Source organism: Streptomyces sp. NBC_00005, assembly GCF_045160215.1.
In the GTDB taxonomy this organism is placed as follows: domain Bacteria; phylum Actinomycetota; class Actinomycetes; order Streptomycetales; family Streptomycetaceae; genus Streptomyces.
Genome location: NZ_CP108316.1, coordinates 4,662,707 through 4,675,442 on the forward strand (window position 1 = coordinate 4,662,707; position 12,736 = coordinate 4,675,442).

14 protein-coding genes and 3 tRNA genes are annotated in these 12,736 nt (G+C 69.6%); 4 read left to right on the forward strand and 13 right to left on the reverse strand.

The features are described 5' to 3' along the window. Positions 1 to 23: 23 nt before the first annotated feature. The 4 genes from rplK to OG303_RS21320 form a co-directional block, all read right to left on the reverse strand. On the reverse strand, positions 24 to 458 hold the full coding sequence (gene rplK, locus OG303_RS21305; protein WP_030359033.1) for a 50S ribosomal protein L11: 435 nt from the start codon (positions 456 to 458) through the stop codon (positions 24 to 26). A 178-nt stretch (positions 459 to 636) separates the two neighbouring features. Continuing rightward, positions 637 to 1,476 carry a transcription termination/antitermination protein NusG gene (gene nusG, locus OG303_RS21310; RefSeq protein WP_405870093.1) on the reverse strand — a complete coding sequence of 280 codons (840 nt, stop codon included), beginning with the start codon at positions 1,474 to 1,476 and terminating at the stop codon, positions 637 to 639. An 80-nt stretch (positions 1,477 to 1,556) separates the two neighbouring features. After that, positions 1,557 to 1,841 (reverse strand): preprotein translocase subunit SecE, encoded by a 285-nt coding sequence (gene secE / locus OG303_RS21315; protein WP_405870094.1) that lies wholly within the window; start codon positions 1,839 to 1,841, stop codon positions 1,557 to 1,559. A 108-nt stretch (positions 1,842 to 1,949) separates the two neighbouring features. Then, positions 1,950 to 2,022, reverse strand: a tRNA-Trp gene (locus OG303_RS21320). A gap of 283 nt (positions 2,023 to 2,305) precedes the next feature. On the opposite strand from OG303_RS21320, the gene OG303_RS21325 reads away from it, so the two are divergent. Both OG303_RS21325 and OG303_RS21330 read left to right on the forward strand, forming a co-directional pair. Continuing rightward, a complete protein-coding gene (locus OG303_RS21325; RefSeq protein WP_405870095.1) occupies positions 2,306 to 3,532 on the forward strand; it encodes a pyridoxal phosphate-dependent aminotransferase in 1,227 nt (408 codons plus the stop codon). Between the two features lie 122 nt (positions 3,533 to 3,654). Beyond that, positions 3,655 to 4,683: an adenosine deaminase gene (locus OG303_RS21330; RefSeq protein WP_405870096.1), complete on the forward strand. Its 1,029-nt coding sequence runs from the start codon at positions 3,655 to 3,657 to the stop codon at positions 4,681 to 4,683. Between the two features lies 1 nt (position 4,684). Here the strand turns inward: OG303_RS21330 and OG303_RS21335 are convergent, their stop codons facing one another. Further along, positions 4,685 to 5,281, reverse strand: coding sequence for a TetR/AcrR family transcriptional regulator (locus OG303_RS21335; protein WP_405870097.1), 597 nt, complete (start codon positions 5,279 to 5,281; stop codon positions 4,685 to 4,687). Positions 5,282 to 5,397: 116 nt separating this feature from the next. Between OG303_RS21335 and OG303_RS21340 the strand changes: the two genes are divergently transcribed. Next, entirely contained in the window at positions 5,398 to 6,030 is a 633-nt protein-coding gene (locus tag OG303_RS21340) for an NAD(P)-dependent oxidoreductase (protein WP_405870098.1), read from the forward strand. A 33-nt stretch (positions 6,031 to 6,063) separates the two neighbouring features. Here the strand turns inward: OG303_RS21340 and OG303_RS21345 are convergent, their stop codons facing one another. From OG303_RS21345 to OG303_RS21380, 8 genes are all read right to left on the reverse strand, one after another. After that, positions 6,064 to 7,119 (reverse strand): UDP-N-acetylmuramate dehydrogenase, encoded by a 1,056-nt coding sequence (locus OG303_RS21345; protein ID WP_405870099.1) that lies wholly within the window; start codon positions 7,117 to 7,119, stop codon positions 6,064 to 6,066. 135 nt (positions 7,120 to 7,254) lie between these two features. Continuing rightward, complete coding sequence (locus tag OG303_RS21350) at positions 7,255 to 8,706, reverse strand: DHA2 family efflux MFS transporter permease subunit (RefSeq protein WP_405870101.1); 1,452 nt, start codon at positions 8,704 to 8,706, stop codon at positions 7,255 to 7,257. A 116-nt stretch (positions 8,707 to 8,822) separates the two neighbouring features. Continuing rightward, positions 8,823 to 9,392, reverse strand: coding sequence for a TetR/AcrR family transcriptional regulator (locus tag OG303_RS21355; protein WP_405870102.1), 570 nt, complete (start codon positions 9,390 to 9,392; stop codon positions 8,823 to 8,825). Between the two features lie 123 nt (positions 9,393 to 9,515). Further along, positions 9,516 to 9,944: a MaoC family dehydratase gene (locus OG303_RS21360; RefSeq protein ID WP_405870103.1), complete on the reverse strand. Its 429-nt coding sequence runs from the start codon at positions 9,942 to 9,944 to the stop codon at positions 9,516 to 9,518. Between the two features lie 7 nt (positions 9,945 to 9,951). Then, positions 9,952 to 10,404 (reverse strand): MaoC family dehydratase N-terminal domain-containing protein, encoded by a 453-nt coding sequence (locus OG303_RS21365; RefSeq protein ID WP_405870104.1) that lies wholly within the window; start codon positions 10,402 to 10,404, stop codon positions 9,952 to 9,954. 151 nt (positions 10,405 to 10,555) lie between these two features. After that, positions 10,556 to 10,720, reverse strand: a complete 165-nt coding sequence (gene rpmG / locus OG303_RS21370; protein WP_003948671.1) for a 50S ribosomal protein L33 — start codon at positions 10,718 to 10,720, stop codon at positions 10,556 to 10,558. A 90-nt stretch (positions 10,721 to 10,810) separates the two neighbouring features. After that, positions 10,811 to 10,883: transfer RNA gene (locus tag OG303_RS21375), tRNA-Met, on the reverse strand. 46 nt (positions 10,884 to 10,929) lie between these two features. After that, positions 10,930 to 11,002 (reverse strand) — tRNA-Thr (locus OG303_RS21380). Between the two features lie 267 nt (positions 11,003 to 11,269). Here OG303_RS21380 and OG303_RS21385 point away from each other — a divergent pair. Continuing rightward, positions 11,270 to 12,589, forward strand: coding sequence for an amidohydrolase family protein (locus OG303_RS21385; protein WP_405870105.1), 1,320 nt, complete (start codon positions 11,270 to 11,272; stop codon positions 12,587 to 12,589). Positions 12,590 to 12,736: the final 147 nt, after the last annotated feature.

Here is a 12,736-nt window from a genome sequence, read left to right on the forward strand (position 1 = left end):
TGCTGATGTACGGGGGGTGGGGCTCAGCCCTCGACCGTGATGCCCATGGAACGCGCGGTGCCGGCGATGATCTTCGACGCGGCGTCCAGGTCATTGGCGTTGAGGTCGGGCATCTTCGTGGTGGCGATCTCGCGGACCTGCGCCTGGGTGATCTTGGCGACCTTGGTCTTGTGCGGCTCGCCGGAGCCCTTCTCCACGCCCGCGGCCTTGAGGATCATCTTGGCGGCCGGCGGCGTCTTGGTGATGAAGGTGAAGGAGCGGTCCTCGTAGACCGTGATCTCCACCGGGATCACCCAGCCACGCTGCGACTCGGTCGCGGCGTTGTACGCCTTGCAGAACTCCATGATGTTGACGCCGTGCTGACCCAGCGCGGGGCCGACCGGCGGAGCCGGGTTGGCGGCACCGGCCTGGATCTGGAGCTTGATGAGCCCCGTGACCTTCTTCTTCTTGGGAGGCATTACTCTCCGGGTCCTTTCGATTGAGGCCTGCCCCCGCCCGGGTCGCGTCCCGGATGAAGGCATACCGCGCAACGATAACGGGTATAGATGCGCGGCCAAAAACCGAGCAGGTCAGACGGGCTGCGAAAGCCTGTCTGACCTGGTCGGAGGCATGTGTTCCAGAAGGAGCTGGAAGGAGCTAGTTCTTCTGGATCTGGTCGAACGACAGCTCGACCGGAGTCTCGCGGCCGAAGATCTCGACGAGGCCCTTGACCTTCTTCGAGTCGGGATTGATCTCGTTGATGGTCGCCTGCAGCGTGGCGAACGGGCCGTCCGTGACGGTGACCGAGTCGCCGACCTCGAAGTCCAGCACCTGGACCTCGACCTTGCGCTGCGGGACGGGCTTGCCCTCGGCCTCGGCGGCCTCGCGGGCTGCCTTCTCCTCGGCCTCCGGGGCGAGCATCTTGACGATCTCGTCCAGGGTCAGCGGGTACGGGTCGTACGCGTTGCCCACGAAGCCGGTGACGCCGGGGGTGTTGCGGACGACGCCCCAGGACTCGTTCGTCAGGTCCATGCGGACGAGGACGTAGCCCGGGAGCTTGTTCTGCTTGATGGTCTTGCGGTCGCCGTTCTTGATCTGGACGACCTCTTCCTGCGGCACCTCGGCCTGGAAGATGTAGTCCTCGACGTTCAGCGAGACGGCGCGCTGCTCCAGGTTCGTCTTCACGCGGTTCTCGTAACCGGCGTAGGTGTGGATGACGTACCACTCGCCGGGCAGGGAACGGAGCTCGTCGCGGAGGGCCTCGACCGGGTCGACCGGCTCGGACTCCTCCTCCTCGACCTCCTCGACGGCCTCTTCCTCGTCGACGGTCTCTTCCTCGTCCACGACCTGCAGTGCGGCCTCCTCGGCCGGCTCCCCCGCCTCGGCCTCTGCAGCCTCGAACTCGTCCTGCTCGTCCGCGCCCTCGACGATGTCGAGTTCGTCGTCCACGGACTCGTCAGGCTCGATGGCGTCGTCGTTCAGGTTCGTGTCAGACACGGTGGCTGCTTCTTCCTGGATACATAGGGGTGGAACATGCGAAAGGGGCGCCGGGTACCTCGGCGCCCTTCGCTCTCGGCTCAGCCGAAGACGTACTTGGCGGCGTGGCTGAGTCCATAGTCAATCACGGTCACCAGGCCGATCATCACGACGACGAACACAATCACCACGGTGGTGTACGTCGTCAGCTGGTTCCGCGTCGGCCAGACGACCTTGCGAAGCTCGGCGATGATCTGGCGGTAGAACAGGGCAAGCCTCTTGAATGGACCCTTCTTGGCCCGCTTGCCACCCTTGCGGGACTTCTTGGTCTCCCGCGCCTCGTCCTGGGCATCAGGCGTGTCGATGGAGCCCACGGCGTCCGCCATTCGTCCTCACCTGTTCCCGGGTCGTGGCCGTGCCGCGCCCGGTCTGAGCCGCACGGCGGTGCATTGCTGTACGTACATGCGCACACATCCTGGCGAAGGTGTGTGTAGCAGGGCCGGAGGGACTTGAACCCCCAACCGCCGGTTTTGGAGACCGGTGCTCTACCAATTGAGCTACGACCCTTTGTGTGTCCCCCAACGTACCGCATCCGACCGAGTGCTCGGTGTGCACCTTCTGCGGCGCGGCAGTTGATGGCCAACGAGGTGAGAGTGTACGTGGTCCGGAGCGCCCCGTCGAACAGAAAGCGCCCGTAGGGGCCTTGGGGAAGGAAGATCGCCGGAAAACCCAAGGAAGATCACCCAGGCCATCGCGCGAATCCGGATAGGTGTTCAGTAGTCGACCCCCAGATGTTCAGTCCGTGAAACCCGCGTGCCGGGGGCGTTTCCGGTCTGAAACGATGGGGCCCATGAGCGCTGCAACCCCTCCCACCGAGCGCCGGGTCTCCGCCCGAGTCGGCGCGATCTCCGAGTCCGCCACCCTCGCCGTGGACGCCAAGGCCAAGGCCCTCAAGGCCGCCGGGCGTCCGGTGATCGGCTTCGGCGCCGGTGAGCCCGACTTCCCGACCCCGGACTACATCGTCCAGGCCGCCATCGAGGCCTGCTCGAACCCGAAGTACCACCGGTACACGCCGGCCGGCGGTCTCCCCGAGCTGAAGGCCGCGATCGCCGCGAAGACGCTGCGCGACTCGGGCTACGAGGTCGAGGCGTCCCAGGTCCTGGTCACCAACGGTGGCAAGCAGGCCATCTACGAGGCCTTCGCCGCGATCCTCGACCCGGGCGACGAGGTCATCGTGCCGGCGCCGTACTGGACGACGTACCCGGAGTCGATCCGGCTCGCCGGCGGTGTCCCGGTCGACGTCGTCGCGGACGAGACGACGGGCTACCGCGTCTCGGTCGAGCAGCTGGAGGCGGCGCGGACGGAGAACACGAAGGTCCTCCTCTTCGTCTCCCCCTCCAACCCGACCGGCGCCGTCTACACGCGCGAGCAGATCGAGGAGATCGGCCGCTGGGCCCTGGAGAAGGGCCTGTGGGTCCTGACCGACGAGATCTACGAGCACCTCGTGTACGGCGACGCCGAGTTCCACTCCCTGCCGGTGGTCGTGCCCGAGCTCGCCGACAAGACGATCGTCGTCAACGGCGTCGCGAAGACGTACGCGATGACGGGCTGGCGCGTGGGCTGGGTCATCGGCCCGAAGGACGTCGTCAAGGCCGCGACGAACCTCCAGTCGCACGCCACGTCGAACGTGTCGAACGTCGCCCAGGTCGCCGCCCTGGCCGCCGTCTCCGGTGACCTGACGGCCGTCGCGAAGATGCGCGAGGCCTTCGACCGGCGCCGCAAGACCATCGTGCGGATGCTCAACGAGATCGACGGCGTGCTCTGCCCGGAGCCCGAGGGCGCCTTCTACGCGTACCCGTCGGTCAAGGGCCTGCTCGGCAAGGAGATCCGCGGCAAGCGTCCGCAGGACACGGTCGAGCTGGCCGCGCTGATCCTGGAGGAGGCCGAGGTCGCGGTCGTCCCGGGCGAGGCCTTCGGTACGCCGGGTTATCTGCGGCTGTCGTACGCCCTGGGTGACGAGGACCTCGTCGAGGGCGTCAGCCGGATCCAGAAGCTGCTGGCGGAGGCGCAGGACTGACGTCCTTTCCTGTACGTGGGCACCCACCGGCTTCGGTGGGTGCCCACGTTTCTTTGTGCGAGCAAGACCACTAAAGGGGAATCCGCTTCCGGGACCACGGGGACGTACGGCAGGATCCTGGAATGGAGCGTGTACGTGATGTCTCTGAGCTGCCGAAGGCCCATCTGCATCTGCACTTCACCGGGTCGATGCGGGCCACCACAGTGCTGGAGCTGGCCGACAAGTACGGTGTGCGACTGCCCGATGCGCTGACCGAGGCGCTGACCAGTGGGGAGCCGCCGAAGTTGCGGGCGACGGACGAGCGGGGCTGGTTCCGCTTCCAACGGCTGTACGACGCCGCCCGCTCGTGTCTGAGGCAGCCGGAGGACATCCAGCGCCTGGTGCGGGAGGCCGCCGAGGAGGACGTGAAGGACGGCTCGGGCTGGCTGGAGATCCAGGTGGACCCGACGTCGTACGCGCCTCGGCTGGGCGGGTTGATCCCGGCACTCGAGGTCATCCTGGACGCGGTGGAGACGACCTCGCGCGACACGGGCCTGGGCATGCGGGTGCTGGTCGCCGCGAACCGTATGAAGCACCCCCTGGACGCCCGCACACTGGCCCGGCTGGCCGTGCGGTATGCCGACCGGGGTGTGGTCGGCTTCGGGCTGTCCAACGACGAACGCCGGGGTATGGCAAGGGACTTCGACCGGGCGTTCGCGATCGCCCGGGAGGGCGGGCTGCTGTCGGCCCCGCACGGCGGCGAGCTGACGGGCCCGGCCTCGGTCCGTGACTGCCTCGACGACCTGGACGCCCACCGGATCGGGCACGGTGTGCGGGCGGCGGAGGACTCGCGCCTGCTCAAGCGCCTTGCGGACAGGGGCGTGACGTGCGAGGTGTGCCCCGCCTCGAACGTGGCCCTGGGCGTGTACGAGAAGCCGGAGGACGTCCCGCTCAGGACGCTTTTCGACGCCGGGGTCCCGATGGCCCTGGGCGCCGACGACCCGCTCCTGTTCGGCTCCCGGCTGGCCGCCCAGTACGACATCGCCCGCCGCCACCACGCCTTCACGGACGAGGAGTTGGCGGAACTGGCCCGTCAGTCGGTACGGGCTTCGGCGGCACCGGAGGACGTGAAGGCGAAGCTGTTGTCGGGCGTGGACGACTGGCTGGCCTAGGTCAGCCGGCGATACCCGCCAGCAGGGTCCGCGTCAGCCGTACGGCGAACTCGTCGACCGGCGGCCGCGCGGCCTCGCTGGTCGCCTCGTAGGCGAACGCCCGCTGCGCACAGGCACCCAGCAGCAGCGACGCGGCCGCGAAGGTGTCCGCGTCACGGCTGACCCGCCCGAGCTCCTGCTCGGCCCGCAGGTACGTGTCCAGCGCCTGGATCGGCCTGTGCGGGCCCGTTCCCATCTCCCGCATCACGTCGTCGTGCCGCCGCTTCAGCTGGGTCTCGGCGTACAAAGACGCGGCGATCGGGAAGCTCTGGTCGTAGAAGTGGGCGGCGTGGCGGGCGATCTCGGTGAGGTTCTCCTCCAGCGTGCCCTGGCCGGGCTCGGCGGCCAGGCTGCGCAGCAACGGCGTCAGCTGGGGCAGCCGCTCCGAGAGGACGCGGATGAACAGTTCTTCCTTGCTCGCGAAGTACTTGTAGAGCGCGGCCTCGGAGCAGCCGGCCGCCTTGGCGATCTCCTTGGTGGTGGCGCGGGCCAGCCCGACGGTGAGCATCAGCTCGTGAGCGGCATCGAGGATGCGGACCCGGGCCGGCTTCGTTTCCATGGCACGTCCAATCGGGCTTGACGAGTGGGTGAGTACTTACTCACTCTAGTGGGAGGGGATGGTGAGTGAATACTCACCCACCATGTCCACCACCATCCACGAGCACGGGAGCAGCCATGAAACTCACGGTTTTCGGCGCCACCGGCGGCATAGGCCGGGAAATCGTCCGCCAGGCCCTGGACGCGGGTCACGAGGTCACGGCGGTCGTACGGGATCCCGCGCGGCTGTCCGTGACGGGCGACCGGCTGGAGGTGTTCCGCGCGCAGCTGACTGACCCGGAGGCGGTGCGCCCCGCGGTCGCCGGCCGGGACGTGGTCCTGTCGGGGCTCGGCGCGCGCAGCCGCAAGGAAGCGGGGGTCGCGACCCGGCTCACACGCACGGTGCTGGGCGCCATGGAGGCGGAGGGCGTGCGGCGGCTGCTCGTGGTGAGCGCGGGTCCGGTCGGCCCTGCGCCCGAGGGGGACGGACCGCTCGACCGCACGGCGCGAAGCATCGTCTCCGCGGTACTCAAGGGCGTCTACGCCGACCTGAGCGCGATGGAGGCCGAGTTGGCCCGCAGCACCTCGAGCTGGACGGTCGTCCGGCCGCCGCGGCTGCAGGACAAGCCGGTCACGGGCGCGTACCGGACGGTGGTGGGCGGCTTCCCGGCCAAGGGCCGCTTCATCGGGCGTGCGGACGTGGCGCACGCGATGCTGGCGATGGCCGACGATCCGGGGACGGTGAAGCAGGGGGTGGGTGTCGCGTACTGACGCGTTCCTGAGCGGGCCCCGAGGCCCGGGTTCCTACAGGCTGACCCCGACCGTCACCGGCTCGTTGACCAGCGTGATGCCGAAGGCCTCGCGGACGCCGGCGACGACCTCGCGGGCGAGTGCGAGCAGGTCCTCCGTGCTGGCCTCGCCCCGGTTGGTGAGGGCGAGGGTGTGCTTGGTCGAGATGCGGGCGGGGCCGGTGCCGTACCCCTTGGTGAAGCCCGCCTTGTCGATGAGCCAGGCGGCGGAGGTCTTGGTGTGCCCCTCCCCCGCCGGGTACGCGGGCGGCTCCACCCCGTCGCCGAGCCGCTCCCGCACGCGCGCGTGGAACGCGGTGAACTGCCCCTCGGTGAGGATCGGGTTGGTGAAGAACGAGCCCGCCGACCAGGTGTCGTGGTCCTCGGGGTCCAGGACCATGCCCTTGCCGGAGCGCAGCGCGAGGACGGTCTCGCGGGCGGCGGCCAGCGGCACGCGGTCACCGGGCTCGACGCCGAGTGCCCGCGCCGTCTCGGCGTACTTGACGGGCGCGGAGAGCCCGTCCGCGTCCTCCAGCTCGAAGCGGACGCGCAGGACGACGTACCGCTCGGGGTCGGCCTTGAAGCGGCTGTGGCGGTACGAGAAGGCGCAGTCGGCGCTCGGGATGGTGACCGTCTCGCGCGCGTGGCGGTCGTACGCGACGACCTCGGTGATGGTGGAGGAGACCTCCTGGCCGTACGCCCCCACGTTCTGGATGGGGGTCGCGCCGGCCGAGCCCGGGATGCCGGCCAGGCACTCGATGCCGGCCAGGCCCGCCTCCACGGTGTGCGCGACGGCGTCGGTCCACACCTCGCCGGCGGCCAGCTCCAGGCGGGTGCCCTCGAGGTCGAAGCCCTTGGTCGCGATGACGAGTGCGGTGCCCGCGAAGCCCTTGTCGCCGATGACCAGGTTCGAACCGCCGCCGATCAGCAGCAGCGGCGTCCCGGCGTCGTCGGCCTCTCGGACGGCGGCGATCACCTCGGCGTCGCTCGTCGCGGTGAGCAGCCGGGTCGCGGGGCCGCCCAACCGGAAGGTGGTCAGCGGGGCGAGGGGGGCGTCGTGGAGTTCCTGCACGCGCTCAAGACTACGAGACGCCACTGACAGCCCCGGCAACGCACACCTGACAGCCCGACAGGACATGACCGATCAACCCGGCACGCGCGCGTACGGCCCCGCCGGCGAGGGCGGGGCCGTACGCGCGCGTGGTGCTCAGGAGCCGGCGGTCTCCAGGACCGGTGCCGTCTTCGGCGACTCGCTCTGTGCCGCCTCCGCGACCTGTGCGGCCCGCTTGCGCGTCGGGATCAGCAGCGCCGCCACTCCGGCGACCGCGACGACCGCGGAGCCCGTCACCAGCGCGGGCTGGAGGCCGTCGACGAAGGCCTGCCCGGACTCGTAGCCGCCCTGGGCCGAGAAGATCGACGCCATGATGGCGATGCCGAGCGCTCCGCCGACCTCGCGCAGCGCGTTGTTGGCGCCGGAGGCGATGCCCTGCTCCTTGGGGAGGACGCTGGACATGACCAGGTTGGCGGCCGGGGCGAAGTACAGGGCCATGCCGATGCCGCTGACGATCAGCCCGGGCAGCTGGGCGGTGTAGGAGACGCCGGGCGCCACCACAAAGGCCATCCAGCCGAGCCCGGCGGCCTGCAGGAAGAGGCCGGCGGCGACGACGGGGCGGCCCCCGATGCGGTCGGAGAGGATGCCGGCGATCGGCGCGACGAGCATCGGCATGCCGGTCCAGGGCAGCATCCTCAGTCCCGCCTCGGTGGGCGAGTAGCCGAGGACGCCCTGCATGAACTGGCTGAGCAGGAAGATCGAACCGAACATCCCGAGGAACATCAGCAGGCTCGCGGCGTTGATCCCGGAGAAGGCGCGGGAGCGGAACAACCGCATCGGGAGCATGGGGTTCTTGGCACGCAGGCTGTAGCCGACGAACCCGACGAGCAGCGCGGCGCCGGCGAACAGGCCGGTCAGCACCAGGGGGCTGGTCCAGCCGTCGGCGGGCCCGCGGACCAGGCCGTAGACGATCCCGAAGAGGCCGCCGCTGGCGAGCAGGGTGCCCGGGAGGTCGAGCGGGGCGCCGGTGCCGTGCGACTCGGCGAGACGGAGGCGGGCGAGCGGCAGCAGGGCGAGGCCCAGCGGGACGTTCAGCCAGAAGATCCAGTGCCAGGAGACGTGCTCGGTGAGGCTGCCGCCGATGAGCGGTCCGGAGGCCACGGCGAGCCCGTTGACGGCACCCCAAATGCCGTACGCCATCCCGCGCTTGGCGGCGGGCACGGCGGCGGTCAGCAGGGTGAGCGTCAGGGGCATCATGATGGCCGCGCCGACACCCTGGACGGCGCGGGCGGCGATCAGCGAGTTGATGCCGGTCGCCATGGCCGCCGCGGCGGAGGCACCGGTGAAGACGGTGATGCCGACGAGAAAGAGCCGACGGCGGCCGAAGCGGTCGCCGAGTGCCGCGCCGAACATCAGGAGAACGGCGAAGGTGAGCGTGTACGCACTCACCGTCCATTCCAGGTCTCCCAGTGCGCCACCGAGGTCCTTGCGGATGGAGGGCAGGGCGGTGGTGACGACGAGGTTGTCGAGGGCCGCCATGAATCCGGCGACGCTGGTGATGACGAGGGCCCAGACGGTTCCCCCGCGACGTGCGGTCTGCTGTGACATCGCTCCCCCAGAGGGTGATCAGTGGCTTCGGTACGCTTCGATGGGTCTTTACGGTTAGTTATTGATGACTAACTTTCACGGACACAAGAAGACACTCGCCGCACCTTCCCCATGGACTACTTCTCCAGCCGGCCCTTGAGCCGCGCCTCCGGATAGAGCCCTTCCCAGACTCGATGCTCGGGCGGAAACCCCATGGCCACCAGGCAGTTGATGAGCATCCCGTACGCCATGAACGTCGTCGTCTCGTCGATGTCGGCACCGAGCGGCAGATGAACCGTGTCCCACAGCCGCATCCAGCCCGCCCGCACCTCCTCGCCGAGCTCGTGGTCCCCGGCCTGCTCGGCGGCGGCCACGGTGACGTACATCTGCATCTGCATCAACAGCCGCTCCGGCTGCTCCGCGATGACCTTGGTGTACGCGTTCGCCATGGCACGCAGGGCTTCCTCGCCCTCCAGCCCCTCGGCCGCCTCCTCGAACGTGCGGACGGTGTCCGCCATGCACCGCTGGGCCGTCGCCAGGAAGATCGCCTTCTTGCCCGGGAAGAGCCGGAAGAGATACGGCTGCGAGACACCGACGCGCTTGGCGATCGCCTCGGTCGACGTGCCGTAGTAACCGCCGCGGGCGAACTCTGCGGTCGCCGCGCGGATGACGCTCTCGCGCCTCTCCTCTGCGCTCATCCTGGCCATGCGAGTAAGTTAGTACTCAATCACTAACTTCGTCAACAGGTAGGGCCCACACGTACGCGTACGGAATGCCGTAAGGGGCGCCCGCAATGGCGAGCACCCCTTACACCAGGTCGAACGCACCGCTCAGGCCAGCCGTGCGACCGCCCGCGACATCCCCAGCACCTTCTGGCCGGCGCTGGTCGCCGTGAGGTCCACGCGGACCGTGTTGTCGTCGAGCTTGGCGGCCACCTTGCCGCTGACCTCGATGACGGCGCCCTGGCCGTCGTTCGGGACGACGACGGGCTTGGTGAAGCGGACGCCGTACTCGACGACCGCGCCCGGGTCGCCGGCCCAGTCGGTGACCACCCGGATCGCCTCGGCCATGGTGAACATGCCGTGCGCGATGACGTCCGGCAGCCCGACCTCCTTGGCGAACTTCTCGTTCCAGTGGATCGGGTTGAAGTCCCCGGAGGCGCCCGCGTACTGGACGAGCGTGGCACGGGTCACGGGGAACGTCTGGGCGGGCAGCTCGGTGCCGACCTCGACGCCGTCGTAAGCGATCTTCGCGGTCATCGGTTCCTCACGCTCCCTCTGGCCCGCGGGCGACCAGCTTGGTCCAGGCGGTCACGACGTGCTCGCCGGCCTCGTCGTGGACCTCGCCCCGGATGTCCAGGATGTCATTGCCGGCCATGGACTTGACGGCCTCGATGGTGGAGGTGACGGTGAGCCGGTCGCCGGCGCGCACCGGGCGGACGTAGGCGAACTTCTGGTCACCGTGCACCACGCGGCTGTAGTCCAGGCCGAGCTGCGGATCCTGGACCACCTGCCCCGCGGCCTTGAAGGTGATAGCGAAGACGAAGGTCGGCGGGGCGATCACATCGGGGTGGCCGAGCGCCTTGGCGGCCTCCGGGTCCGTGTACGCCGGGTTGGCGTCCCCCACCGCCACCGCGAACTCACGGATCTTCTCCCGGCCCACCTCATACGGCTCGGTGGGCGGGTAGCTCCGCCCCACGAAGGACTGGTCGAGCGCCATGGCTCGGCACCTCCTGATGTCTGCCTGCTGATGTCTGCCCGATGCTTGCTCCGGGCGCCCTGTAATCGAGCGGAACCGGTCGGTAACCGGGGCCGAAACGACGCGAGGCCGCCCCCCGACTAGTGGGGGCGGCCTCGCGTACGAGCCTGATTTATCGCGTTTCGCGGTGCGCGGTGTGCGCGTTGCAACGCGGGCAGTGCTTCTTCATCTCCAGTCGGTCCGGGTTGTTACGCCGGTTCTTCTTGGTGATGTAGTTCCGCTCCTTGCACTCCACGCAGGCCAGCGTGATCTTCGGGCGGACGTCGGTGGCAGCCACAGGAGTGCTCCTTGACGAACGGATAGGACTTATTTAACGCATAGAAGAGTAGCCGATCGAAGGACCGACCCCGCAATCGGCTACTGTCAGTAGCGGTGACCGGACTTGAACCGGTGACACAGCGATTATGAGCCGCTTGCTCTACCGACTGAGCTACACCGCTGTGATGCGATCGGTTCCCGCCTCGCGACGGGAACCTCCCACACCAGAGCCCCAATACGGAATCGAACCGTAGACCTTCTCCTTACCATGGAGACGCTCTACCGACTGAGCTATTGGGGCGAGCGATGAAGACATTACACGCTCGGCCGCCGTTCACCCAAATCCGTTTCGCGGCCCCCGTCCCGGCCTGTTCCACGGCCTGTACAGCGCCCCTGCACGGGCCTGTCGCCCAGCTCTCCCATGAGCCACTGAGGCCTCTCCGATACGTCTGACCACACCGGTACGACTATTGCGCTCCTCCCCGACACGAGCGGATCGCCGTCCTAGGCTCGACTCACTCTGCGTGATCTTGCGCCCCCTGCGCAGTCCCCGAGCCCCTGGAGCGCGATGCCCGACAGCCAGCCGCAGCCGCCCCACTCGTCGTCCTCCTCGTCTTCGTCCTCGTCGGGCTCGTCTTCCTCGTCGGGCTCCTCGGGTTCTTCGGGCTCCTCGGGACAGGTGGGCGACCCGGCTGCCCTGCTGCTGTGCGGGGCCCGGCTGACCGACGGCCGGACCGTGGACGTACGGCTGGGCGGCGGGCGCATCGAGGCGGTCGGCACGGCCGGCAGTCTGGCGGCGGGCGGAGTGCGGGGCTGCGGCACGCGCCTGGATCTCAGCGGCTATCTGCTCCTGCCGGCCCCGGCCGAACCGCACGCTCACCTGGACACCGCGCTGTCGGCCGAGGGCGACGGTCCGGCCTCGAACGAGCCCCAGGACGTGCAGCGCCGGGCCACCGAGGCGGCGCTGTTGCAGCTGGGGCACGGGGCGACCGCGCTGCGGGCACACGTGCGCGTGGGCGACGTTCAGGGGCTGGGCGCGCTGACCGCCGTACTGCAGGCGCGGCGTTCGCTGCGCGAGCTGACGGAACTGACGACGGTGGCCATGCCGAGGCTGCTGACCGGCGTGGCCGGGGCGGACGGGCTGGCGATGCTGCGGGACGCCCTGAAGATGGGCGCCTCCGTGGTGGGCGGCTGTCCGGATCTGGACCCGGATCCGACCGGGTACGTGGAGGCGGTCCTCGAGGTCGCCGCCGAACACGGCTGCCCTGTCGACCTCCACACGGACGCCGCTGACCCGGCCCGCCTCGCCCGTCTCGTCGCGATGGCCGGCGGGTTGCGCCCCGGGGTGACGCTCGGCCCCTGCGGCGGTCTCGCCCGTCTGCCCGCCGAGACGGCCCGGCGTACCGCCGACCAGCTCGCGGCGGCCGGAGTGACGGTGGCCTGCCTGCCCCAGGGCGGATGCGGCGGCACCGACCAGCGCGAGACGGCTCCGGTACGGCTGCTGCGGACGGCCGGCGTACGGATGGCCGCGGGCAGCGGCGCCCTGCGCGACATGTCGAACCCGGTGGGGCGCGGGGATCCCTTGGAGGCGGCCTACCTGCTGGCCTCCCGGTACGGGTTGAGGCCCGAGGACGCGTACGACGCGGTGAGCTCGTCGGCGCGGGCGGTCATGGGGCTGCCCGAGGTGCGCGTGGAAGCGGGGTTTCCGGCCGAGTTGCTGGCCCTGCGGGGTGACCAGCTGGCGGGGGCGCTGTCGCTGGCGTACAGCCGGATCGTGGTGCATCGGGGGCGGGTGGTGGCGCGCACCAGCGCGGTACGGGAGTACTGCAACTCGGCCGCCGCGGCGGAGCTGGGGTTGCCTCGGCAGGAGCGGGGGGCGTTGTCGTGAGGGCTGGGGCGAAAAGGACGTAGACGTAGGGGAAAAGGACAAGGGGACGGGGAGCCTGCGGTCGAAGGCGGCGCGATCAGCGCGTGTGCCTCTGGGACGTGGCTCAAGTCGTGCGGCGGATGCGGCCGTCCGGGCGTACGGTCGGAA

Coding starts and splice junctions, on each gene's coding strand:
- OG303_RS21330 (WP_405870096.1), top strand. CDS start 3,655: ATGGAGCGTGTACGTGATGTCTCTGAGCTGCCGAAGGCCCATCTGCAT.
- OG303_RS21340 (WP_405870098.1), top strand. CDS start 5,398: ATGAAACTCACGGTTTTCGGCGCCACCGGCGGCATAGGCCGGGAAATC.
- secE (WP_405870094.1), bottom strand. CDS start 1,841: ATGGCGGACGCCGTGGGCTCCATCGACACGCCTGATGCCCAGGACGAG.
- OG303_RS21385 (WP_405870105.1), top strand. CDS start 11,270: ATGCCCGACAGCCAGCCGCAGCCGCCCCACTCGTCGTCCTCCTCGTCT.
- OG303_RS21360 (WP_405870103.1), bottom strand. CDS start 9,944: ATGACCGCGAAGATCGCTTACGACGGCGTCGAGGTCGGCACCGAGCTG.
- OG303_RS21365 (WP_405870104.1), bottom strand. CDS start 10,404: ATGGCGCTCGACCAGTCCTTCGTGGGGCGGAGCTACCCGCCCACCGAG.
- OG303_RS21335 (WP_405870097.1), bottom strand. CDS start 5,281: ATGGAAACGAAGCCGGCCCGGGTCCGCATCCTCGATGCCGCTCACGAG.
- OG303_RS21350 (WP_405870101.1), bottom strand. CDS start 8,706: ATGTCACAGCAGACCGCACGTCGCGGGGGAACCGTCTGGGCCCTCGTC.
- OG303_RS21325 (WP_405870095.1), top strand. CDS start 2,306: ATGAGCGCTGCAACCCCTCCCACCGAGCGCCGGGTCTCCGCCCGAGTC.
- rplK (WP_030359033.1), bottom strand. CDS start 458: ATGCCTCCCAAGAAGAAGAAGGTCACGGGGCTCATCAAGCTCCAGATC.
- OG303_RS21355 (WP_405870102.1), bottom strand. CDS start 9,392: ATGGCCAGGATGAGCGCAGAGGAGAGGCGCGAGAGCGTCATCCGCGCG.